Origin of the sequence: Longitalea arenae, from assembly GCF_016924755.1 — a bacterium.
Lineage (GTDB): Bacteria > Bacteroidota > Bacteroidia > Chitinophagales > Chitinophagaceae > Niastella > Niastella arenae.
Genome location: NZ_JAFFJX010000003.1, coordinates 127,388 through 152,343, shown reverse-complemented (window position 1 = coordinate 152,343; position 24,956 = coordinate 127,388). Strand labels below are relative to the sequence as shown.

The 24,956-nt window shown below is 45.9% G+C and carries 20 protein-coding genes and 1 tRNA gene; 16 read left to right on the top strand and 5 right to left on the bottom strand.

Annotation, left to right across the window (positions count from 1 at the left end; translation table 11 throughout):
* The first annotated feature begins 4 nt into the window (after positions 1-4).
* The 14 genes from JT717_RS09480 (at position 5) to JT717_RS09415 (ending at position 18,243) form a co-directional block, all read left to right on the top strand.
* Positions 5-2,617 carry an MGH1-like glycoside hydrolase domain-containing protein gene (locus JT717_RS09480; RefSeq protein WP_205509976.1) on the top strand — a complete coding sequence of 871 codons (2,613 nt, stop codon included), beginning with the start codon at positions 5-7 and terminating at the stop codon, positions 2,615-2,617.
* 359 nt (positions 2,618-2,976) lie between these two features.
* Positions 2,977-3,555 (top strand): RNA polymerase sigma-70 factor, encoded by a 579-nt coding sequence (locus JT717_RS09475; protein ID WP_205509975.1) that lies wholly within the window; start codon positions 2,977-2,979, stop codon positions 3,553-3,555.
* Positions 3,556-3,627: 72 nt separating this feature from the next.
* Positions 3,628-4,830: a FecR family protein gene (locus JT717_RS09470; RefSeq protein WP_205509974.1), complete on the top strand. Its 1,203-nt coding sequence runs from the start codon at positions 3,628-3,630 to the stop codon at positions 4,828-4,830.
* A gap of 176 nt (positions 4,831-5,006) precedes the next feature.
* The gene (locus JT717_RS09465; protein ID WP_240347926.1) at positions 5,007-8,576 is read left to right on the top strand and encodes a SusC/RagA family TonB-linked outer membrane protein; all 3,570 of its coding nucleotides are present in this window, start codon (positions 5,007-5,009) and stop codon (positions 8,574-8,576) included.
* Between the two features lie 11 nt (positions 8,577-8,587).
* On the top strand, positions 8,588-9,964 hold the full coding sequence (locus tag JT717_RS09460; protein WP_205509973.1) for a RagB/SusD family nutrient uptake outer membrane protein: 1,377 nt from the start codon (positions 8,588-8,590) through the stop codon (positions 9,962-9,964).
* 140 nt (positions 9,965-10,104) lie between these two features.
* A complete protein-coding gene (locus JT717_RS09455) occupies positions 10,105-11,565 on the top strand; it encodes a TlpA disulfide reductase family protein (RefSeq protein ID WP_205509972.1) in 1,461 nt (486 codons plus the stop codon).
* Between the two features lie 249 nt (positions 11,566-11,814).
* Positions 11,815-13,779 (top strand): sigma-54-dependent Fis family transcriptional regulator, encoded by a 1,965-nt coding sequence (locus JT717_RS09450; protein ID WP_205509971.1) that lies wholly within the window; start codon positions 11,815-11,817, stop codon positions 13,777-13,779.
* The gene (locus JT717_RS28380) at positions 13,703-13,927 is read left to right on the top strand and encodes a helix-turn-helix domain-containing protein (RefSeq protein ID WP_240347925.1); all 225 of its coding nucleotides are present in this window, start codon (positions 13,703-13,705) and stop codon (positions 13,925-13,927) included. Before JT717_RS09450 ends, JT717_RS28380 begins: the two co-directional genes overlap by 77 nt.
* Positions 13,928-14,074: 147 nt before the next feature.
* A complete protein-coding gene (locus JT717_RS09440; protein WP_205509969.1) occupies positions 14,075-14,833 on the top strand; it encodes an SDR family oxidoreductase in 759 nt (252 codons plus the stop codon).
* A 39-nt stretch (positions 14,834-14,872) separates the two neighbouring features.
* Entirely contained in the window at positions 14,873-15,073 is a 201-nt protein-coding gene (locus JT717_RS09435; protein WP_205509968.1) for a hypothetical protein, read from the top strand.
* Between the two features lie 170 nt (positions 15,074-15,243).
* Positions 15,244-15,600 carry a DUF6717 family protein gene (locus JT717_RS09430; RefSeq protein WP_205509967.1) on the top strand — a complete coding sequence of 119 codons (357 nt, stop codon included), beginning with the start codon at positions 15,244-15,246 and terminating at the stop codon, positions 15,598-15,600.
* Between the two features lie 326 nt (positions 15,601-15,926).
* Positions 15,927-16,010 (top strand) — tRNA-Leu (locus JT717_RS09425).
* A 246-nt stretch (positions 16,011-16,256) separates the two neighbouring features.
* On the top strand, positions 16,257-17,624 hold the full coding sequence (locus JT717_RS09420; RefSeq protein ID WP_205509966.1) for a hypothetical protein: 1,368 nt from the start codon (positions 16,257-16,259) through the stop codon (positions 17,622-17,624).
* Positions 17,625-17,652: 28 nt separating this feature from the next.
* Complete coding sequence (locus tag JT717_RS09415) at positions 17,653-18,243, top strand: hypothetical protein (protein ID WP_205509965.1); 591 nt, start codon at positions 17,653-17,655, stop codon at positions 18,241-18,243.
* Here the strand turns inward: JT717_RS09415 and JT717_RS09410 are convergent.
* Positions 18,227-18,625, bottom strand: coding sequence for a response regulator (locus JT717_RS09410; protein ID WP_205509964.1), 399 nt, complete (start codon positions 18,623-18,625; stop codon positions 18,227-18,229). The genes JT717_RS09415 and JT717_RS09410 overlap by 17 nt on opposite strands.
* Before the next feature lie 122 nt (positions 18,626-18,747).
* Positions 18,748-19,122 carry a hypothetical protein gene (locus tag JT717_RS09405; protein WP_205509963.1) on the bottom strand — a complete coding sequence of 125 codons (375 nt, stop codon included), beginning with the start codon at positions 19,120-19,122 and terminating at the stop codon, positions 18,748-18,750.
* A gap of 345 nt (positions 19,123-19,467) precedes the next feature.
* Here JT717_RS09405 and JT717_RS09400 point away from each other — a divergent pair, with 345 nt between their 5' ends.
* On the top strand, positions 19,468-20,607 hold the full coding sequence (locus tag JT717_RS09400) for a chromate transporter (RefSeq protein ID WP_205509962.1): 1,140 nt from the start codon (positions 19,468-19,470) through the stop codon (positions 20,605-20,607).
* Positions 20,608-20,777: 170 nt separating this feature from the next.
* On the opposite strand, the gene JT717_RS09395 is transcribed toward JT717_RS09400, so the two are convergent.
* Positions 20,778-20,978, bottom strand: coding sequence for a hypothetical protein (locus JT717_RS09395; protein ID WP_205509961.1), 201 nt, complete (start codon positions 20,976-20,978; stop codon positions 20,778-20,780).
* 167 nt (positions 20,979-21,145) lie between these two features.
* Here JT717_RS09395 and JT717_RS09390 point away from each other — a divergent pair, with 167 nt between their 5' ends.
* Positions 21,146-21,340 carry a hypothetical protein gene (locus JT717_RS09390; protein WP_205509960.1) on the top strand — a complete coding sequence of 65 codons (195 nt, stop codon included), beginning with the start codon at positions 21,146-21,148 and terminating at the stop codon, positions 21,338-21,340.
* A 115-nt stretch (positions 21,341-21,455) separates the two neighbouring features.
* On the opposite strand, the gene JT717_RS09385 is transcribed toward JT717_RS09390, so the two are convergent.
* Both JT717_RS09385 and JT717_RS09380 read right to left on the bottom strand, forming a co-directional pair.
* Positions 21,456-21,881, bottom strand: a complete 426-nt coding sequence (locus JT717_RS09385; protein WP_205509959.1) for a response regulator — start codon at positions 21,879-21,881, stop codon at positions 21,456-21,458.
* Positions 21,882-22,156: 275 nt separating this feature from the next.
* Positions 22,157-24,304 carry a glycoside hydrolase family 31 protein gene (locus JT717_RS09380; protein WP_205509958.1) on the bottom strand — a complete coding sequence of 716 codons (2,148 nt, stop codon included), beginning with the start codon at positions 24,302-24,304 and terminating at the stop codon, positions 22,157-22,159.
* Positions 24,305-24,956 lie beyond the last annotated feature (652 nt).

Sequence of the window (24,956 nt, the reverse complement as noted above, 5' to 3'; positions counted from 1 at the left end):
ACAAATGAACGCAGAACAACTACGATTACAGCAGCCCACCTGGAAAAGATGGGGTTCTTATGTGTCAGACAGGCAATGGGGAACAGTACGGGAAGACTATAGCGCCAATGGCGACGCCTGGAATTATACCACGCATGATATGGCGCGCAGCAAGGCCTGGCGCTGGGGCGAAGAAGGCATTGCCGGCATCAGCGACGATAAACAATTGTTGTGTTTTGCCCTGGCCCTTTGGAACAAAAGAGATCCCATTGTAAAAGAACGTTTGTTTGGATTGAACAATCAGCAGGGAAATCATGGCGAAGATGTGAAAGAACTGTATTATTATCTCGATGCCACACCTACGCATTCATACATGAAAATGCTGTATAAGTATCCGCAGCAGGAATTTCCGTATGAATGGCTGATCCAGGAGAATGCCCGCCGCAGCCGCCATGAACCCGAGTTCGAGCTCATCGATACCGGTATTTTTGATGAAGACAGGTACTTTGATGTATTTACAGAATACGCCAAAGCCGGCACAGATGATATTCTCATAAAAATAACCATTCATAACCGCAGTAAGGAAGCAGCCAGTTTGCATGTATTGCCAACCCTATGGTTCCGCAATACCTGGCGCTGGGGACGGCACCATTACAAACCTTCTTTACGTAAAAGTGGTGCACATGCTATTGCCATCACGCATGAAAAGTTAGCGGTATCCACCCTTTATTTTGAAGGCGAAGGCCGGATGTTATTCTGCGAGAACGAAACGAATAGCCGCCGCCTGTACCATTATGACGATGATCAGCCCTATCCGAAAGATGGCATTGTCGATCATTTGATCCATGAGAAGAAAACGGTGAACCCCGCCATGACCGGTACCAAGGCCGCTATCGACTATGAGCTGGTGATCCCCGCCGGCGGTTCGCACACCATTCGATTGCGCTTGTGCGACAAACATTCGATCGATGCCTTTGAGCACTTCGATGCGATCTTCGAACAGCGCGTGGCGGAGGCCGATACATTTTATGCAGATCTTCAGCAGATCGTCACCGATGAAGATGAAAAGCGGATCCACCGCCAGGCCATTGCCGGTATGTTGTGGAACAAACAATTCTATTCCTATAAGGTGCAGCAGTGGCTCGATGGAGATCCGGCTACACCGCCGCCACCGCCCCAGCGCTGGCAGGGCCGTAATAACGACTGGAAGCAGCTCAACAATGAGCACATCATATCTGTACCCGACAAATGGGAATTTCCCTGGTATGCTGCCTGGGATCTGGGTTTCCATTGTGTCACCATTGGCCTGGTCGATCCTGATTTCGCCAAGCAACAATTGCAGTTGCTTACGGAAGAATGGTACATGCATCCATCAGGCATGTTACCCGCCTATGAATGGTCTTTGGGTGATGCCAATCCACCCATTCATGCCGGCGCTGTGTTCAGGATCTTCCGCATGGATGCAAAAGCGAAAGGGGTGAAAGACTATGAGTGGCTGGAAGCGATCTTTCACAAACTGCTCATCAATTTCACCTGGTGGGTAAACCGGAAAGACGAAGAAGGTAATAATATATTCGAAGGCGGTTTCCTGGGCCTCGACAATATTGGCGTATTTGACCGCAGCGCGCCGCTTCCCGAAGGCGTAGTGGCCGAACAGGCAGACGCCACGAGCTGGATGGCCATGTATGCCCTGAATATGCTGCATATCTCCCTGGAGCTGTCTACTTACAATAAAGCATACACGGGAATGGCTACCAAGTTTTTCGAGCACTTCCTGTATATCGCCGGCGCTATGGCCAGTATGGGTAAGAACAGTACCGGCCTGTGGGATGAAGAAGATGAATTCTTTTACGATCAGATGCGCCTGAAAAATGACGAGATCATCAAGCTGAAAGTAAAAAGCATGGTGGGCCTGATACCACTCTTCGCCGTTGAAGTGATCACCAGGGAAACCCTGGACAATAATCCATTGTTTGCCGAACGGATGGACTGGTTCCTGCGGCACAGGCCCGATCTCGCCTTGCTGGTATCGCGCTGGTACGAAGAAGGAAAAGAAAACAAACACCTGCTCGGCCTGCTGGGCGGTCACCGCATGAAAAGATTGTTGAGCCATATGCTCGATGAGACCACTTTCCTGAGCGATTATGGGGTGCGTTCTTTATCGAAGGAGTATGCCAGACATCCTTACTGCATAAAGATCAACGGCACAGAGATGAGCGTACCCTATGTGCCTGGCGACAGCGATTGCGATATGTATGGCGGCAACTCCAACTGGCGCGGACCGGTATGGATGCCCATGAACTTCCTGATCATTGAAAGCCTGCGCAAGTATCATTTTTATTATAGCGACGATTTCAAAATAGAATATCCAACCGCATCTGGCAACTTTATCACCTTGCAACAGGTAGGCACTGAGATCGCGTGCCGGCTGGTGAATATTTTTAAACGGAACCGGAACGGCAGGCGGGCGGTGTTCGGATCAAACGAAAAATTGCAGAACGATCCGCATTTCCGCGATTATATTTTATTCCATGAATATTTTCACGGCGATAATGGAAGAGGCCTGGGAGCTTCCCACCAAACCGGCTGGACCGGCCTCGTTGCAAATTTGATCATTATGAAGAACCAGAAAGCATAATTAGCTAATTAGCTGATTTGCTGATGTGCTAATGCGATAATTCGATAATCCCGTCTAAGTCGGGACAAGTTGTGATAATGTAAAGACAATGTTTATCGTTCTCAGTTCATGGTTTGTCGGTATGGAGGCTAACTACGAAAATTAATCGCCCGCCTGAACCGCCAACTGCGAACTGTGAACTGCGAACTTTGAATGTCATCCAGACCATTATTCTTTTAATGTAACTTCATTATTAGTAAATTTGCGTCACCATAAGCCTTCCAGCACCTTTATCCACGAATGAATATTGTTACTGCCAGTTACAGGTTAATATCTGTTTATCAGGAGATAATAATTGTTAACTGCACTTGGTCAATCTAATGGAGAAAGAGTTGTGTAAACGGATAGCTGACGGTGACGAAGCGGCTTTCGCCAGTCTTTTTAACCGGTATTATCCTTTATTACGTCCTTTTATTTTGAAATTCACCCGTTCTGCAGACAAGACGGAAGAAATGCTGCAGGAAACTTTTATGCGCGTATGGCTGAACCGCGATCAGCTGCCCGAGGTGGAGAACCTGCGCGCCTGGATCTTCACCATCGCCTCCCGCCAATGTTTACAAGCCATTAGAACTGAACTGAATCATCGCAGGAAATTAGCCCGTTTACAAACCCGGGAAGAGACCAGACAGGAAGCCAATACGCCTTTCGAGTTTACCCAGCTGGCAGAGATCAGCAGGCTGGTGTCGCAGGCGGTCAATAATATGCCGCCTCAACGTCAGCGCATTTACCGCATGAGCCGCGAACAGGGATTGAAGCCCGCCGCCATCGCCGAAGCCCTTTCATTATCAGTCACAACAGTAAAAAATGCATTGGTGACCGCTTTGAAGGATATTCGTAATCACCTTGGGGCGGCCGGCCATACGATCAGCCTTGTATATTTTCTGGTAATGTTTTTTTAACAATTATTTCATTTGAGTAGTACGTTGTTCCCGTTGCTGCATCTAAACAGGGAATGATGCCAAATCAATTATATGCAAAATGAGAATGTCAGGCATTTGATCGGGCAATATATGAATGACGAGCTGAGCCCTGAACAGCAGGCGGCGCTATTGCAATTGCTTGACCAACACGATGAAACAGAGTTGGTAGCCATCATGCGGGAAATGATCGAAGCCGAATCGGTCAATGCTTCGGCAGTGGAAGCCGGACAACTGCAGGCTTCCCTGCAAAAAGTGCTGGCGGCCGATAAAACAAACATCGAAATGAAACCAGCCGCGGTTACTGTAATGAAAGGCCGCTGGCAATGGGCAGCTGCTGCACTTGTAATCCTGGCGGTGGGGGTGGCGGGTTATGTACTGCTCAATAAAAGAACCGGCGCTCCGGAAGCAGGGACGACTGCCAACAGCCCCAAGAACGATGTTTTGCCAGGTGGCAATAAAGCCATTCTTACCCTGGCCAACGGTGAACAGATCGGGCTCGACAGTGCAGCCAATGGCATGCTGGCAAAACAGGGCAATGCACAAATAGTAAAGTCGGATAACGGACAACTGATCTATACGCAGGATGGCTTAAAGAAAGGCGATCCATTGACCTATAATATGCTGGCAACACCCAGGGGCGGGCAATATAAATTGATACTGCCTGATGGCAGTAAAGTATGGTTGAATGCAGCTTCATCTATTAAGTATCCAACTGCATTTGCAGATAATAAGAGAAGTGTTGAGATAAGCGGGGAGGCTTATTTCGAGATCACGAAAAATCAGGGTAAACCTTTCTATGTGCATTTGCCCGCCAGTGCCGGCGCTGGCTTTATAGAAGTGCTGGGGACGCATTTCAATGTGAACGCCTATAGTGATGAAGAATCGGTTACTACCACATTGTTAGAAGGAAAAGTGAAACTGACCAGCGACAAGCGATCAGTGGTGCTTGCCGCAGGCGAGCAGGCAAGTATGAACGATAATACGTCCAGGGTCATAAAAGGAGTGGATACAGAAGAGATCGTAGCGTGGACAAACGGGATGTTCATCTTCCGGGATCAGCGAATCGAAGACATAATGAAACAGATCAGCCGCTGGTATGATGTGGAGATCCACTATGCCGGAAAGCCGGTGCAGGAAGGTTTTAATGGTGCTATTCCGCGTAATGTACCCGTATCAAAAGTACTAAGGCTGTTGGAGCTTACCACCCTGGTGCATTTTAAAATTGAAGGAAAGAAAGTAACGGTATTGCCATAAAAAATGTTGCTTAAACAAAAGCCAGGATGCAGCGAACATCTCTGGCTCTGTTCCGGCAGCGAACCGGAATTGGTTTGAGTAACATCATAACATGGATAGTCAGCGACGACTATAACCTTCCCCCGATAGCGATCGGCTGGGAGTGGATATTTATTCACCCAAACCAAAACAAAAGTATGCAAAAAACTGCTTTAGGTCGCCTGAGCTTTCGCGAAGGTGAACCTTTGGTTCGCCGTAGCCATTGCGAAGGTGGAACCGAAACCCGCCGGAAACTGAGTGAAGGCGGTGTTATGAGAAGCTGCTCGGCCACCAGAGTGCGCCGGAAGAAAACCAGAACAGATCTTACGATGATGGCAGCCGGTAAAGGCACCGGTTCATTTCATCAGGCTACAGGGAAAAAATTATTGTGCGTAATGAAACTGACGTTTATTTTCTTGACCCTTGCGTTTATGCAGGTACATGCACGGGGATTGTCGCAAACTATCACGCTAAGGGTAAAAAATGCGCCCCTCACGCAGGTGTTCAGGGAAATTGAAAAACAAAGCGGCTTTGTGTTTATCTATGGCAAATCGATGATCGAAAAAGAAGCGCCTGTTAACCTGCAGGTATCCAATGCCCCGCTCACAGAAGCACTCGATCTTTGTTTCCGGAACCTGCGCATTACCTACACCATCGAAGAAAACAAATACATCGTTGTACGGCCAAGACCGGCGCCGCCCGCTCCGCCTGTCGTTCAATCTTCCAACAGAAATAAATACGGCGATCCCATCAGGGGCCGGGTAGTAGCGGAAGACGGCTCCCCGCTGAGTGCTGCAACCATTATGGTTAAAAACACGCAGGTGACCGCCACCACCGATAATAAAGGGGTTTTCACCATCAATGTAAATGAAGGTGACTGGCTGGTAGTGTCTTTTGTAGGATATGAATCAAGAGAAATAAAAATTACCGGGGGCATTATCAGTGCGTATAACAACTATGTAGGTTTTGCGAATGGCAGCGAGCATAACAGCTACCTGGGTGTTATGTTGAAACCCAAACGATCGATGCTCGATGAAACAGTGGTAATCGCCTATGGCACTACCACCTTGAGAAAAAGCACCGGTTCGGTAAGTTCAGTCACCGCTGAAGATATCAGCAAACAGCCGGTGGCCAATCCGCTCGCCGCCCTGCCCGGTCGCGTATCCGGTGCTGTTATTGCGCAGAACAATGGTTTGCCCGGTAGTGGCATCCAGATCCAGATCCGGGGGCAGGGTTCTTTAAACCAGGGCGAAATTCCTTTATACATTATCGATGGCGTTCCATTCACGAATTTCAATGGTGGTTTTCCGCCTACCGATAACCTGAATGCGTTTGGTATATCAGGGGCCAACGGGGGCGTAAGCCCGTTCAGTATGATCAATCCGAATGATATTGAACGCATCGACATTTTAAAAGATGCCGATGCTACTTCTATCTACGGTTCACGCGGCGCCAATGGCGTTGTGCTCATCACCACCAAAAGAGGAAAAACCGGCAAGACTACCGTACAGGCAAATTTTTACCAGGGTTTTGGTAAGGTGAACCGTTTTATTCCCATGCTGAACCTGCAGCAATACCTGACCATGCGCCGCGAAGCTTTTGCCAACAGCAATCTGACACCCAATGCGGCCAATGCGCCTGATCTGCTGGTATGGGACACCACCAAAAGCACCGACTGGCAAAAGTTCCTGATCGGCGGTACAGCCCGTACAACAGATGCGCAAACAACGATATCAGGTGGTACCGGCGGCACCCGCTTTTTATTTAATGCCGCTTATCATCGGGAAAGCACGGTTTTTCCAGGCGACAATGAGTCAAAGCGCCTTTCTTTCCGCCTGAATGCCGATCATACATCGAGGAACGGCCGGTTCAATATCGGCGTGATGGCCAACTATGCCAACGATATAACAAACCTCATAGATGCCGATATTTCATCTGCCTACAACCTGCCGCCCAATTTGCCATTGTATAATGCAGATGGGTCCCTGTACTGGTATTCCGGTTTTACCAATCCGCTGGGTAATTTGAAAAAAAGGTATCGCGGGAATGGTAATAACCTCATCAGCAACCTAACGCTCAGATATAGCCTCTTGCCTGGCCTGAACCTCAAAGCCAGTCTGGGTTATACCAGAACCGAACTCGATCAGAAAAGAGCCAATCCTTACTCATCTGATAATCCAACGAGCACCCAGGGCAGTTACGCTTATTTTGCCAATAATGTAGCCGGCAATTATATCATAGAACCTACCGTTGATTACACGAGAAAGCTCGGCGCCGGCAAACTGACTGCATTGGCAGGCGCCAGTTTTCAAAGTAATACGGCCGATGGATTTTCTATTACAGCAAGGAATTTCAGCAATGAGGCCCTGTTAGGCAGTATGACGGCTGCCGGACTGCTGCAGGCCACATATAACAATGTTCAACGGTATAAATATGCCGCCGGTTTCGGCCGCCTGAACTATGACTGGAAGGGCAAATACATTGTGAACCTGAACTTCCGGAGAGACGGTTCTTCCCGTTTTGCACCCGCTAACCGCTTCAGCAATTTCGGCTCTGTTGGCGCTGCATGGGTATTTACAGAAGCGGCTTTTGTGCAGGATCGGCTCTCCTTCCTGTCATTCGGAAAATTACGGGCAAGTATGGGTACTTCAGGCAATGATCAGATCTCAAATTACCTCTACCTGAACCTGTATAATGCCGGTACGCCTTTGCTTGGCAATGGTACTTTGAACCCATCGCCTGTATTACCGAATGACGACATAAAATGGGAATCGCGCAAGAAATATGAAATAGCGCTTGACCTGGGCTTTTTCAAAGACCGTATTATGCTTACGGCAAACTATTACCGGTCCCGCTCAGGCAACCAGATCTCATCGATTGCCCTGCCAACACAGGTGGGATTAAATTCCAGAACAGTGAATATACCGGCGGTCATTGCGAACAATGGTGTGGAGATAGATCTGCGAACAACGAATATTAAATCAAAATCGCTGGAATGGAAAACGGCTTTGAACATTACCTTTTATAACAATAAGCTGGTTAAATGGCCGGGCCTTGAACAGTCTTTTTACGCTTCTTCCTACATCATAGGCAAACCAGTGAATGTATCCCAATTATATCATTTTATTGGAATAGATCCTGCTACCGGTATAGCTCAGTATGAAGATAAAGATGGGAATGGTTCTATCACATTTGCAGGTGACCGCTATGTAATGCCGGTAGGCACGCCTTATTATGGGGGTTTGTCAAACACCATCACATATAAGGATTTCCAGCTCGATTTTACATTCCAGTTCAACCACCGCATGGGAAAAACCAATCTCTTCCCTTCACCGGTACCGGTAGGCGGCTTGTTGAACCAGAACATTTCTGTGCTCAATCGTTGGATGAAACCGGGCGACGAAGCCATGTATCCCGCGTATAGAACATCGGGCAATGATTTCAATTACGCTTCCTCTGATCTAACCTGGGGCGATGCCTCTTTTGCGAAACTGCGTTCGGCCAGTATTGCATACATGGTGCCGCAGGCTTTCATCAAACGCCTGAAAATGGCTGATTGTACCCTGTCGGTACAGGGACAGAACTTATTCCTGTTCACCAAAAACAAGTACCTGCTCGACCCCGAGACCACCGTGCAGGGCGGGCCTCCCGGCATTGGCACGGGTACCATCGGCGCCGTAATGCCGCCCCTGCGTACGATCGTTTTTGGAATTAATTGTTCATTTTAAGACTGCTGACTATGTATCGTAAAACCAGACCATTTCAAATATATTTCGGAATAACTGCTTTCGCCTTATCTGCATTCTTATCATCGTGTAAAAAATTCACTGATATTGGCGGGCCGCCCACACAGGTAGAAGCATCGGCTGTTTTTACCAGTGATATTTCCGCTTCCAGCGCAGTCATGGGTTTGTACACCGGTAATGTTATCAATCAGCCGCTGCTGGGCTGGACCATGTACCCCGGCATGTCGGCCGATGATGTACAGTATAATACGCCCAGCGCAGAATATGATGCGTATGAGGCGAACACGATCTCTATCAACAGCAGCATGAATGCCAATTTCTGGTACCAAAATTACCAGTTGCTGCGGAACGTCAATTACGCCATTGACGGCTTAACGGCCTCCGGTGCATTAACGCCATCAGTAAAGAACCAGTTACTGGGCGAAACCAGGTTCCTGCGGGCATTTGTCTTGTTCGAGCTGGTAAATCTCTTTGGGGATGTGCCCATGCCGCTGAGCAATAACGACCTCGAGAACGCTTTTCTGGCCCGGAGCCCTGCGCAGGAGGTATGGGCGCAGATCATTGCCGACCTGAAAGAAGCGCAGTCCTTATTGCCCGAAAATTATGTAGGTTCCTTCCGGGCGCGCATTAATAAATGGGCGGCTACCAGCCTGCTGGCAAGAGCTTATTTGTATAATAAAGAATGGGCGTTGGCAGAAACAGAAGCCGCAAAAGTCATCGATTCAAAAATGTATAGCCTGGTGCCGCCTGCCGGTGTTTTTATAAATACCAGCAACGAGATCATCTGGCAAATAACCAATACCACCGGCATCAGTACCTATGGCGCCAATTACAATTCAGCTGCCAATGTGCTGCCTGCTTATAGTTTGTACGATACCCTGTACAAGTCCTTCGAAGCAGGTGATCTGCGCAAAACCAACTGGACATCCGACACTGCGGCAAGCGGCGTCACTTATCACCAGGTAACAAAATATAAAACAAGATCGGGCACCACCGGTAATGAATACATGGTCGCTTTGCGTTTTGCCGAGCTGTTCCTGATCAGGGGGGAGGCTCGTGCGCAGCAGGATAATCTATCCGCGGCGCGACAGGATATAGATACGGTTCGCACCCGAGCCGGACTGCCCAAACTGGCTGCCTCTTTGTCAAAAGACGAGCTGTTGCTGGCCATAGAACAGGAGAGAAAGGTAGAGCTGTTTGGCGAATGGGGCCATCGCTGGTTGGATCTGAAACGTACCAACCGCGCGGCTGCCGTTATTGGCGGGCAGAAAAAGAATACCTGGAAAAATACCGCCGTATTATATCCCATACCAGATGCGCAAAGGCTCATCAATACCAATCTTTCGCAGAATGAGGGATATGATAAATGATGTGCTGATGTGCTGATGTGCTGATGTGCTAATTAGCTGATGTGCTAATGAATACTAAGGGTTTTGCCCCCTGAACCCTTGCAGCCTGTAACCTGTAACATATAACCGGTAACTATTAAGCAATAATAATAAACATAAACATGAAAAAGAGAAGATTACTGTATCTAATAATATTAACCTTGTTCGTGGTAAAGACCCAGGCACAATCAAAAGATACCACCAGTCAATACTATTACCGGTTAGCTACTTCAAAAGTGGCGGCCGACAGGGAATTGGTGACCGGTAAACTCTACAGCCTGTTAAACAGCAAAAAAGAAAGCGACTGGATCTTATCTATGCAATTATTCAGTGTGATGAAAAAGAAAGCTACCAGCGATTCCATTCAGGCGATTATTAAAACCCGTTTCCCCGGTGGTATGTACTGGCGTGGAGAAGAAGTGCAAACCATCTACGATGCAGCTACCGCGGCTGAAAAAGAAGCCGCGTATCAGAAATGGTTAAAGAAGTATCCCGTTAAAAAGTTTGAAGGCAGTAAGATCGTGTACGACTATGCCGCCAATAGCGTAGCCGTTGCCTTTGCAGATGAAAAGAATCTAAAGAAGGCACTGTTTTATTCTGACCAGGGCCAAACGCCCGCCTGGAAGGGCGAAGCCTGGGCGAGTGTGGCGCAACGCCTGGAAAAGAACGGTTTCATAAATGAATCGCTGGCTTTATACAAAAAAGCCGCCGCCATGTCACTGGCCTTCAAAACCACCCGCACAAACGAAGAAGGCGCCCGTTTTGCCGCTTCCGGTTATAGAGGATATTGCACGTCGGTGGCCCGTTGCCTGTTGAAAAAGAACAACACAGATAGTGCGTTGGTGTATATCCAAAAAGCCTATGCTGAGGATCCGAAACCGGTTTCGTATGTAAATAGAACTTATGTCGAAATTTTGCAAGCCATGGGTAAAGATAAAGAAGCCTATGAGAAAGCCGATGAAATCGTAAAGGGCGGTGAAGCTGATAACGAATTTAAAGAAATGCATAAACGCCTCTATGAAAAATTGAACGCAGGCGGTAAGTCATATGCAGAGTATATGAAAGAAGTACAGGCAGAAGTCACCAGGAAGGTCATAGCGAATTTAAAGAATACCATCATGAACAAGCCATCACCGGCATGGGTATTGAAAGATGTGAATGGCAATACAGTGAGTTCAGAAAGCCTGAAAGGAAAAATTGTAGTGCTCGATTTCTGGGCAACCTGGTGCGGGCCCTGTAAGCGATCTTTCCCTGCTATGCAAATGGCTGTGAATAAATATAAAGATAAACCCGATGTGCAATTCCTCTTTATTCATACCTGGGAGAAAGGATCAGGGGATGCCACTGCTGCTGCAAAGAAGTATATAGATGATAACAAGTTTTCTTTCCGCGTGTTGATGGATCTCAAAGATGGAAGTGGTTCCAATAAAGTAGTGGAGGATTTTGGTATCTCCGGCATACCAACCAAATTCATTTTGGATAAAAATGGCAATATCCGTTTCAAGGTTACCGGTTTCTCGGGCACCGATGAAGCGGCCGTTGAAGAGTTGAGTGCTATGATAGATATGATCGAAAAATCATAAAGTGATTGTGTTTGCGTGCAGGAATGAATGTGGCTCATGTGTAAAAGCTTCCGCTGCATTTCAGTGGGCGATGACGGCGCAGCCATAATAGGAGGTGACGAGCGTCAGCTTTTGTGGAAGTGAGCAGTGTGATCAGGCAGTTCTCCCGGTATTAAAGGCTGCAGCGGCGGCCTTTAATACTTTTGCAGCGCCCTTACCCGATTTCAACGAACGGCAAAAAGCGCACTATTTTTTTGCATAAATTGCCTTATGAAAAAGGCAATCTCTCCTTCGTCTGGAATGCCTGCTCCTTCCACGGCAGCGCTTGAACAGGAAAGGAAAATTTTACTGGAGCTGGGAAATGATCTCACCCGGGTTCGCGACAAAAGCGATCTGATTGCACTTTTTTCAAAACGCCTGAAAGGTCTTTTCAACTTTACCCACGCGATCATTACGCTAATTGATCATCATAACGAAACCATCAGCGCATTTTTATATGATATCGGCACTTCACCTATACAAACGCATCCGGGTTATCTGAAACTCTTCAAGTCCCGTTTTTCCATAAATAATTCCTTCATGAGAACTGCTTTGGCGGCTACAGGGCCGGTATCGTTTATTCTCGACCAAGTGAAGGACCAGCCGGGAAGCCCGGTTTTCCTCAAAGTGAATTACGAAGGTGGCATCAGGGAAATATTGATGACAAAGCTGCAGAATGCAGAAAAAACGCTTGGGTTTATACATATCTATTCGGACAGGATCGGCAGTTTTACCCATGAGTTCAGAAGCATCATGAGCCGCATCGCTCCCCAGTTGTCCAGCGCAGTAACAAACATTATCAAGAATGAAGATCTTCTCGAAAAAGAAAAAGAAAAATCCTTTCTCCTCGACTTCAGCGTTGAGATAGCCCAGGTGAAAACAAAAGCCGACCTGCAGGCTGCTATCTTTAAAGGGCTCGATAATCTGCTGCATACAAAGCTGGCCATGATCAGGGTCATCGACGACGATGGCATACACCTGAGTCCATTCCTGTTCGACAAATCATTGTTTGCAAAGGTTCGATCGAATTTTGATGAGATGGCAAACGATAAGATCACCATTCACGAAACGTATACGGCGCAGGTGCTGGCCAGTACGGATGGCCTGGTGTTCAACGTCGAAGAAGAGTTAAAAGGCGGCAATGAATATGCAAAATTATGGAGCACCACCGGGTTGAAAAATATGTATAGTTTACCGTTGCGGGTAGGTGATCGTAATATTGGTACGATCTGGCTGCTCGCAGACCGGTTGACTAAACTCATGCTGAAAGGCATTAGTGCACAGATCTCCATCGCAATCGCCAATTTGCAGGCAAATGAAAAACTGCTGGCTTATAAAAGACAACTGGAAGTAGAAAATGATTATCTGAAAGAGCAGATCAGCACCATTTATAATTTTGCCGAGATCGTTGGCAATGGTGAAAAGATGCAACAGGTATACCGGTTGATCTCGTTGGTGGCAGACTCCGGTTCAACGGTGCTGGTACTGGGCGAAACAGGCAGCGGCAAGGAACTTATCGCCAGGGCCATTCACAATGCGTCGCCGCGCAAAGACAAGCTGATGGTGAAGGTCAATTGTGCCGCTCTGCCAGCCAGCCTTATCGAAAGTGAATTATTCGGCCATGAACGCGGGGCGTTCACGGGCGCTTTCGACCGGCGTATCGGAAAATTTGAGCTGGCCAATCAAAGTACGATCTTCCTCGATGAAATTGGCGAATTGCCACTGGAAGCACAGTCGAAATTACTAAGGGTGATCCAGGAGCGGGAGCTGGAGCGCCTGGGCGGCAAACAAACCATTAAGGTGGATGTACGGTTAATTGCAGCCACCAACCGGAACCTTGAGGAAGAAGTAAAGGCTGGCCGTTTCCGGGCCGACCTGTATTATCGCCTTAACGTATTTCCGATACATTTGCCGCCATTGCGGGAACGTCCGGAAGATATTGAGCCCCTGATCCAGTTCTTTGTGGCCAAATACAATAAAAATACGGGCAGAAAGATCAGGAAGATCAAGCCCTCGGTTATTCAGCAATTGAAAACTTACAGCTGGCCAGGCAATGTACGGGAACTGGAGCATTTGATAGAACGCAGTGTGTTGCTCACCACCGACGGCACACTGAGCGATGTATTTACCCCGGCATCCGGAAGGCGAAAAACGCGAACAGGGGTTTCTGCAAAACCGTTCCCTGGAAGAACTTGAACGTACTTATATAATCGAAGTATTGAAGCGATGCACCGGAAAAATTTCCGGTCCCGGCGGTGCTGCCGAAATACTGGCGATACCCGGCAATACCTTACATTCCAAAATGAAAAAATTAGGCATTAGCAAGGCCGACTATTTTGGCTGATTCCCTCCATTTAGTGAAAGAGTAAGTGGTTTAACGAAATACAGTGAAAACCGCTTAAACGTTTATCCTGTTCGTATTGACTATCAATAATTTGATTTGTTGGCATTCCAATGGTCTTTCAGAAGCAACACACAAAACCATCAAATTATGAAAATCGTAGTCATCGGAGGTACTGGCCTCATTGGAACAAAAGTCGTAAACCAACTGCGCCAACAGGGCCATGAGGTTATTGCCGCCTCGCCAAACACGGGTATCAATACGATCACGGGAGAAGGTTTGGCGGAAGCGATGAAGAATACCGACGTAGTGGTTGATCTTTCGAATTCACCATCTTTCGAGGAAAAGGCGGTTATGGAATTTTTTGAGACTTCAGGCCGGAACCTGCTGGGCGCAGAGATCAATGCCGGTGTAAAACATCACGTGGCGCTTTCGATTGTTGGGGTCGACCAGATGCAGAACGTTGCTTATATGCGCGCTAAGAAAGTGCAGGAAGACCTGATCAAACGGTCTGGCGTGCCCTACACCATCGTCAGAAGCACACAGTTCCTGGAGTTCCTGGCAGGCCTTGCCAATCAGGCTACGGAAGGAAATGTAGTGAATGTTTCCGATGTGCAATTCCAGCCTATCGCTTCAGATAACGTAGCGGCATTTGTCGCCGAGGCTGCGCTGATGACACCTGCGAATAGTACCATAGAAATAGCCGGCCCTGAGCGTTCGACTTTATCGGCCTTTATTACCCGTTTCCTGAAAGATACTAATGACCCACGCACCGTCGCGGAGAATAACTTCAACCAATATTACGGCGGAACCATCCCTCCGGCTGCATTGGTGCCTGCCGGCAATCAGGCCAAACTGGGAGCACTGAGTTATGAGAAATGGCTGGCCGCTCAAACACAAAAGGCTTAACAGCGAATTGCCATCTTAACAATAACCAAAACATACGCCATGAAACTTTTCTTTTTACATGCCGCTAAGGATCCCAGGAGTCATCCGGACAAACATCCGCATGTTCATCCGCATGGGCCCATACACGACCTTTCTGAGGGCAGTGAGTTCCTGGATGATGCTATTCATATGGAAGATGTACAGGAAATAAAAAAGGAGCAAAACGCGCCTGAAAGCAACAAGCAATCACCCGAAAACTAAGGATATGAGAATAGTAGTCATAGGCGGCTGCGTGCTTATAGGCTCAGGTTCCAACAAAGAATAATAACGTGCATTAGTGAATGTATGATGGCAAAACAGGCAAATTGCATCCGTCGCGGCTGGTGCAATTGCTTTTGTATATTTGAAGAACACGGTTAAAAACGTTTGTTTTGAAAAGATACCGGTTTATTAAAACGGATGGTGGCTGGTTTATTGATCTGCCGGAATACATTGAGCAGGGTGGGAGTGCAGGCGATCTGCAAATGGTGGCCGGCGCCGATACCATGCTTGATATGATGGCTGCAGGAGCAGCTTCTGTTGAAGTGACCCTGGCGGAAGAACCGTTCGAGGGCGCGGATGAACTGGTATTAACGGAGCAATGTGACCCGGTGATTGGCGGCGGATATTATTTGATGAGGACCTATAATGGGCAGGAGATCAATAAAACCATGTGGTTGTGCCAGGTGACGGAATTTGTATTTGGCAGCCTTCCCGAACGTATCTTTGTGCGCCAGGAAAATCAATGATAACCCAATCCCGAGCTATGTGGCAAAAGTTATGGAGGATCGTCAGGAAAGTATTACTGCCGAAAAAGAGCTGTTGTAAGTGATAAGATCGAAGCTGTAAAATTGCATCAGGTTGTAGGGATGATCGGCATCGGTTCCACTGAGGGCCGCCTATCAAACTGAAAAATGCACCCCGATCAATTACTTTTCCCGAATTATGGAAAAAATACTGCCTGTATTTTGGACAGGAATATTCAATTGCGTAATATTGCCTCCCGTTTTGAAAAGCTCTTTTAGGTGATAATTCACTGATTTTAAGTAAGCTAGAGTTCGAAAAAGGGCAAAAAGCCCGGATGGCGGAACTGGTAGACGCGTCAGACTCAAAATCTGGTTCTCGCAAGGGAGTGCAGGTTCGATTCCTGTTCCGGGCACAAAAAAAAGGCTTTAAGTCATTGGACTTGAAGCCTTTTTAGTTTGAACTAATTTTCGATATTGACGATACGATATTCAAATGTAATAGCTAACATTGCTATACTTGATCTTTTTATTTTATAGCGCGTTTAGTTTAATCCATTCATTGTACATGTGTCCTTCTTCCGCTAATAATTCAATAAGAAATTTTTTAAAAACTTAATCTCATTGCCGGTTTTTGGCAGGGAATTTATAAGCTTGTAAGTATGAAATGGTTACTTACACTGTATTGTATCACTGCCGCATGTATGGCACCTGCCCAAACCCTTCATGACGTTTATGTGGGGGCGCAATTGTATAATACGCCTTTCGATGGTATGCAGGTCAATAATATTGTCATCTATTTCAGAAAGGACGGCAGTTTTAATGATCAGTTGAACACCACAAATTGGAGAACCGCTGTTACTGGTTCTTACGTCATCAAGAACAATGTTGTAAAACTGTCATTCAAAAACGGCCAGGAGCCTCTTACTTATCAATTAGCCCCTAACGGTAATTTGCTAAGTATGGCGGGCATTAAACATACCTTACATAAAGTAAAGAAGATAAGTAGTTTGACCGCGGCCACCTATGAAAAGAGATCAGGCAGCAGCCGGGGCGGCATGGGTACCGGTCTGCCAACAGTAGGGGCTTTTTCCTCGAGCTCTTTGTATTTTGATGGAAAAGGGAATTTTGCTTTCAATAAGTCGGGAATCGTAGGGGTAGGGGCTGATGATGCGGCCGGAAAATATGAAAACGAAACAAAAACAAGTGGTAAATACAAGTTGGGTGACGGAGAGATCATTTTCACCTTCAAGGATGGCCGTGTTAGCAGGCATAGTTTCTTTTATAGTCCGCCAAATGAAGAAGATCTGATCCTGGTCGACGGCGAGTTTTATTTCAGGGCAGAGGCAGCCGCGGCGGAAACAGCTGTAGCCGAAACGATTGTAGCCGAAACAGCTTCGGCCGAAAGAAAACATGATGGCCTGCCATCTGCTGCCGAGTTAATGAGCAGGTTACGGTCACGCTATGGAGGCGAACATATCGATAAAATTACAACCCTTAAGGAAACGGCTACCATTACAGGGAATATGGAGGCGGTTTCCATTACTGATGTCCTGAACAATAAGATCCGGTTAGAGATCAGGCAGGGTGGTCAATTGCTGATGGTCAAACAACTGGAAGGTGATTCCGGCTGGCAATGGATAAAAGGCAAAAGGTCTCCGCTGCTGCAACGCGACAGGGAAGAGCTTCAGTTAAGTGTCTACCAGGGCATTCTGGGCTTACATAAGAAATTGAATAATTATTTTATGAAGGGAACTGTCGACAGATCAGGCAGCGATTATATGATCAGTTTCTACAAAGGGGATCGAAAGCTGGTGTATTTGATCGGCAGCGATTATTCGTTGAAGGGCAATGCGTATTCGGTAACAGAGGCGCCCAATATGTCGGTATATAAAAATTTCAATACATCACATGGTATCACTTATCCATCGGTTACAGAGTCTTCAGATGGAAAGAATAAGCTAGTGGTAACCACAACCGCCATTGAGTTTAATCCGGTTCTCAGTGCAGATAGTTGGAAGGCGCCATAGGCGGTTCGTTTTCGACGTTTCATGTAGAATGGTTACCATATTTGTTAAACCCGTTAAAAAAAAGTATGAGAAGCCCATTGGCGGCGGCGGTAATACAGCCATGGGAGGGAATACAATGATCGTGTATTCGAGCAATATCACTTTTAATGAAAACGGGCAGTTTTTAATGAAGAAGACGGGTGGAGGTTCAAATACCGATTTCAACGTCAATACTTCCGCTTATTCGAATTCCAATGCGGCAGGAACCTATAAATTAAACGGGTATTCTATAGAGATGGGTTATAATAACGGACAGGTGGTACGGAAGCTGTTTTATTTTTATCCCGATTCAAGAACTACGTTTGGGATCGGCGACCATGCCTATGTGCCGGATTGTGTGTCCTGCGACCTCTTTTTTATTTCATTAAAGATCTGCTTCGCGTTTTTCCTGATGGTGATGAGTTCTTTTGGGGAAGCGTCTTTCTGCAAGGCTTCCAGAAAGTTCCTCACTTCATCAATGTATCTGCGCTCCAGCTCCTCCAGGTATTCCTTTAAGCGTTTATCCATACTGCACGACCTCGTTTCACAACGTAAAAAGCAAATCTCATACCCGGTACCTGCTCTTATGGTAATGTGGTAGCCAGAATTTCCCGCACAATATCCCGGAATTCATTTAGCGAGAATGGTTTAACAATATATTTATAAGCGCCTGCTTTTTGGGCCATATCGATGATCGAAGATTCTGTTGCTGTGGAAAATATGATAACCGGAATATGCTGCAGTTTTGCCTCCTTTTTTATGGATGTCAAACAGGTTTGTCCGCTCATTTTAGGCATATTCATATCCATTACTATCAAGCATGGCAGATCGCTGGTTGATCTCAGGAATTTCAACAGATCCTCGCAGGTCTGGAACCAGGAAAGTTTAATGTTTTTGTCTATTTCAGTGAGAACATCCAGAAATAAATAATGGTCGTCAGGGTCATCTTCTGCCAAACAGATATGTTTAATTTCCTTTTTCATCCCGTGGAATTATGTGCATGGTAATTCACAAAAAAGGGGGCCCTATAGACATAGGGTCCCGCTCATCCATTCAATAAAAAACTTCGCCTGACAAATGCAAAAGATATTCCATGTGAAATGCATCATAATTCAGAGGTCATTATCGCGTTTTTATCTGGCTGAATAAGGGTTATTCTGCCTTCGAGCAGGTTTTTCTTCATTAGCGTGAGCACAAAATATCCTGACGGATTTTCAAAATACTCATTTATCATCCAGGTGCCATTGATCAATTTTGCACCAATCAACAAAGTCTTATCCCAGCAAATTGCCCGGAAATAATACCGCATTTGGCAGGTACCATTAAGTTCAATGATTATGGCTGGAGACGATACTGTTTTTACCACCTTTGTATAGTGCTCTCCCGTCACTCTCATCAGATCATTTTTGTCATCAAGAACATAATCATCCAGAAATAAAAGATTGTTTGTGTAATCATACACATGAAATAGCCGCTCCATAATGATGGTATTGTCGGATGAAAAATATGTATACATTAAAACGCCTCTCAAACGAGGAGAGTGTGCTTATTCAGCGGTACCTTGATCTGTCCTGGGGCACAGTTTGTGGTTTGGAGTTAAAAGAAATGCATTTTTAAGGTAGCAAACATATTTCATTTAAACAAATTATTTTAAGTAATAGAAATCAGCCGCCTCAGCAGAATCGTCAGAAAAGTAATATTTATACAAGGCAGTAATTTTTGTTCTATTCTGGCTAACAATTAAATGATAGCATTGTGGTTTAATTTCTTTTACAATGCCTGCTGGTAACGCAGGAAGTGCATAGCCGGAATAAATAAGACAACCATGGAAATTTCCTATAAGTTAAAAGACCTCGTGCTGTATTTTTTGAAATTGGGAAGCATTGGCTTCGGAGGCCCGGTAGCCCTGGTGGGCTATATGCACCGCGACCTGGTTGAAAAACGCAAATGGATCACGGATGAAGATTATAAGGAAGGACTGGCGCTTGCGCAGCTCGCTCCCGGGCCCCTGGCCGCGCAGCTGGCCATTTACCTGGGCTATGTGCATTATAGGATCCTGGGTGCAACGCTGGCTGGACTTGCCTTTGTGCTTCCTTCCTTTGTCATGGTGCTGGGAATAAGTTATGCGTATGTGCAGGCGGGCGGATTGCCCTGGATGCAGGCTGTTTTCTACGGCATTGGTGCTGCCGTTATCGGCATCATTGCCATTAGCAGTTACAAACTGTCGAAAAAAAGCCTTGGCAGGGATTGGCTGTTATGGGGCATTGCCATTGTGCTGGCTGTGGTTACCTTCATTACAGAACAGGAGATCCTTTGGCTGATCCTGGCGGGTGGAGTGATCGTATGGCTAAACAGGGCCCCGCCACGCTTTGTCTCGGGGAAAGCAGGCTTCCTTTCTCCGATATTGCTTCAAATTGCAACTGCCTTTACCCTCAATGAAAAACTGACGCAAATAGGCTGGTTCTTTTTCAAAGCCGGTGCATTTGTATTTGGCAGTGGTTTGGCGATTGTTCCTTTTTTGTATGGCGGCGTAGTGAAAGAATACCAGTGGCTGAATGATCAGCAGTTCCTGGATGCCGTAGCGGTAGCCATGATAACACCTGGCCCTGTTGTGATCACCGTCGGGTTTATCGGTTACCTGGTGGCTGGTTTCCCCGGCGCCTGCATTGCAGCCCTGTCCACTTTTCTGCCCTGTTATCTGTTTACTGTTATTCCGGCGCCTTATTTCAAGAAATTTGGGAAACATCCCGCTATCAAAGCGTTTGTCGATGGGGTTACGGCGGCCGCTATTGGCGCTATCGGCGGTGCAGTGCTGGTGCTGGGCAAACGCCAGCTAACGGATCTTACTGCTGTTATTATTGCCGTAACTACTATCCTCATACTTATTACATTCAAAAAAGTGCAGGAACCACTTATTATAGTAGTGGCAGCATTGGTTGGACTATTACTCAAAACATTATTATAAATCTTCGGAATGTGCCGCATTACACCTTGTGCTAAGAGTGTAATGAAAAATTTTTAATAAAAGCATTGGTTGAAAACGGCGTTTACGAAGTGGCCGTTCTCAACCAAATGCTTTATGAAGAACCAATCCTTTTTCTTCCTTCCTTAAATGGCAATTGATGCTCATCATCTTTATTGACGGCTGCCACTACGTGAAACCGCTACCAGAATGATTATGAAAACGGCGGCTCCAACAATCCATAAAACGGGCGAACCCCAAAACGAACCACCACTATCCTTATTGACATTTATATCAACGTCTGCAGCTTTTTCCTGGGCAAGGAGCAATGAGCTTATTAAAGCTGTCATTGCTGTCAGATATACTCTTTTCATAACTACGTTTTACATTAAAATATAAAATCATGTGCCAACCCGCGTGGCTGATCATCTATTGTATTCGAATTGAATGTGCTAAACTGGAATATTATTTGATATATGTATAGCATCACTATTTATAAAAAGTATCAGTTTGAAAATCAATAACCATGGATATAAATTATATGTCACAGCAAGTCAATACTGCTGATCTTTCAAAAAAGCAGATCTCTCAAATAGTTCAGCACAGGCTTGCCAATAGCCTCGATGGATTTCATTTATCGGGAAAGAAATTTGATGCCAGGTTAAAGAAGGCAAGTAAAGTGTTTGCAGCGATGATCGCCAAGGAAAACCGCAAACAGAAAAAAGCCCAACAGTGACCTTACAGCAATCATAAGCTGAGCGGTAAATACTTCGATGATATCCTGCAATGATGTGAAGGGCTTCAATTTCCAGGGCGAGGGTTCCTGAAATGATAACCGGCGTTCATGACAACTACTTTAAAGCCTTATCAGCAAGAGGAGTGGCACAATATGCCAAAATGCTTTTAATGCAATTTTCGAATTCAGTGAAGTTTGCAGGCTTGGTAAAAGTTGCGATACTTTCATTTTTCCAGAAATCAGCATCGCTGTTATTTAAATGGGTAGATAATATAACGATCGGAATAGCCGATAATTCCAAATCTTTCTTAATTTCTTTATAGGTCTCCAAACCATTCATCGTTGGCATATTAAAATCCAGGATGATCAAAGCTGGCAGGTCGCCAAAAATTTTTGCCTGGTTCAAGAACTCAATTGCTTTTCGTCCGTCTTTTGCTTCCCGAATGATCATCGCCGGATCAATACTATTAATGACAGTGCTAACCAAAAAGCGGTCATCCTGGTCATCATCAATCAGCATAATGATTTTTGGTTCCAGCATATCGGTTTTAAACGGCTTGCCTTTACGCCTCTTTTATGAACTGTTGTGATTCGTTGTTTTAACCGTTACTAACTGCCACGGGCACCCATTGATGATACAACACCGGCAGCTCATGCGCCTGTATGCAGTGCTCATGTTCACTTGTAGGGACAATAATTATTCCAAAATGCAGCATTGACTAAGTACAGGACTTATTCTAATGTGATTAAGTATTGATTAATAACAAGCTGTAACGGAAAAAATTATATTACGAAAAAGCCGCATTTAATGCTGCGTCAGCTTCCCACGACCTGCCATTTTTTAATGGTATATAACCTGCCTTTGTAATTGCCTTTCCGGGTAACTGTTCCTTTCCGGCCGTTCCACGAAAGCTGCACCCAGTTATATACGCCTTGCTTATAATCATTGTTGAAATGATCGTCTTCAAACAGTTGCAAGGCCTGGGTGGGTGTGCCATAGATATTACAGGTGAGGTTCAAAACCGTTTGGGATGTAATAAACTGTTCAGGGTTTGCCAGCGGTAAAATAGTATTGTCTTTTATAAACACCGGCAGCTCGTCAAGCGACATGCTGATCGTGTATGATCGGCCACCCTCATACTTCTTGTTGGTGTTGAAGTCATACCATATCCCTTTTGGCAAATAAACCCTGCGGGTAGATGCGCTGTCGATGAAAGGCGCGCACAAAATGCTTTCACCCAGCATATATTGGTCATCGATCGCAGCTACATTGGCATCGTTCGGATAATCCAGTATGAGTGCGCGCACTGGTGGGATGCCTTCAAAATAATACCGCGCGAATGCAGCATATAAGTAAGGCAAAAGGCTCATGCGCAGGTTGATCAGTTTGCGCGCCCTTTCTTCCAGTTGTTTGTGGTTGGGCAGCAATTCCCGCTTCTCATTTTTTTTGACATCATATTGCAGCCAGGGCGGCAGATCGAGATACCAGCCATTCACCACCATTTGGGCCGACAATGTAATTGTTTGCAAGCGCCTGATAAGATCCGCTTCATTGGATGTTTCGCGTAGTTCCGGCGACCAGTTCACACCGGCAAAGCCGGAGTTCACCGTCATTCGTACAAAATCGGCATGACTGTACATATCGGAATACAATACGGCAGGATAGGGCGCTGCAAACAAATACGAAGATCGTACATCGAACCAGGTGCGTTTATTGTTTTTATGGTACAGATCGATCATTGTTTTATTATACAGAGAGCCGAATAATTGCCGCATTTGTATTCCATCGATACCCGATGGAAAGCGGGCGATATCAGGAAAGCTCCATTCCATATCGGCCACGAGATAATCCGCAGCGTCCGATTCGTCGAGTTTGAATGCTGAGATACCTTTTTTTACAAACTGGGTTTCGTGGTAATTGCCGAATATTCTTTGTGCACCCGCTGTAATAAAATCCGGTACGGCGCCTGTCCATACCGTATAGTCACATGAATATTTTGCGATGCTGTCGAACAGGGGAGAACTGGGATGGGTATAAGCATGCTCCCATAGATTTAGTTTAAACCCCTTTTCATTGATCTTCGATATAAATGCATCGGGGTCGGGAAAATTATTCTTATTCCAAACAAAAGAACAGGAATAAGAATGGGTTTGCCAACCCGGCTCAAGGCCCAGCATGTCGCATGGGATCTTATTATCCCGAAAGTAGTTGGCTGTTTCCAACACTTGTTTTTCATTAAAGGTCGCCTTCGCGCGGTACTTGAAGCCAAGTCCCCATAAGGGCGGAAGGGCCCCGCCGCCTGAGAAAAAGTTATACCGTTGCATAACAGCCAGCATACCGGGCCCGCCAAAAATATATAACTCCATGCCTTCGGTGCCATTCACCGTAATACTCACTTCATTCGACAAACTATGTTGTTTCCCGTACAGATCAACGGTTGTAAGGGCAATGTGCTGACTGTCGCCTGCTATAGGTCGGGCGCTTGTTGTATCGAGTTTTCCTTTGGATGCCATATAAAAAACGGTATTCCGTGCCGTGTTCACCAATACGCCATAACCTTTCGACGAAATATAGAAAGGCATGGATGCATGGCCAAAACCAAGATTGCCCGACACCCAGCTGCTGATGCGTATTTCCCGGCGTTTGCCCCTTTGCTGAAAACTGTTGGTTTGTAAACCGAAACCATAAAATTGTTCCGATGTGTCGACCGGTAAAGCTGCTATGACACCGCCTGCGGCTTTACGAAATTGAATATCTTTCAAATTGAACGGGGGCTTGTCAACAGCCGCCAGTGTTTTCGTTGTGTTTAAAGGAGTTTCTTTGAAATCAGTAGGAAGATATTTCTCCGGCACGCCAAATACGATCTTCCACACGCCGGGTGCTACGTTTTCAATGGTTTGGCTTACTGCCATGCTAACAGGCAAAACAATCGACAGGAGCAGGAGTAATACAGGATTTTTCATAACAGGCATTATTGTGGTTCCCATGCCAATCATATGCCATTTCCCGCTGTATTTAAGGCTAAAATGCACGAAAAAAACACTGCTGATGCTTACAGGTATGCATGGACCGTAATGTTCAAATAAAGCGCTCATAAAAGCGTACGCTGCTTTGAAGGAACTGTTCCCTCAATAGAAGCATGATGCTGCCCATAACAATCGCTGATTAGCTGGCCGCGTATGGAATCTTTTGCGATATGAGCTAAACAAGATGTGCTTACACAAAGCGATATGCCCGGTGGTGTACACTTTATCAAAGTGAGCAACGATGCAACATGCATAATAAAGAAGTTTATTAAGCGATAGCGGCATCTCGATCTTTTACAGTTTATAATGCAAAGCGGTTTCCTCCCTCTTTTTTGTTTTTCGCTTGTAAAAAACTTCTGACGCCAATCTCGGGGCAAATATTACCCAATATCCAGAAATCGTCTTTGAAAAAAAATATAAGTCTTTTGTAAACATTTAATTATTGATGGAAAGCAATAAATAGCTATATGATGTGGAAGGAATTAGGTAAAAGCGCTGGCGCAACATAACCTTGAATGTACTGGTGGTATGGTTTTTTTACACTTATTTATATCTTATTTGGGTCTTCTTACAATTAATTTAATTCAAC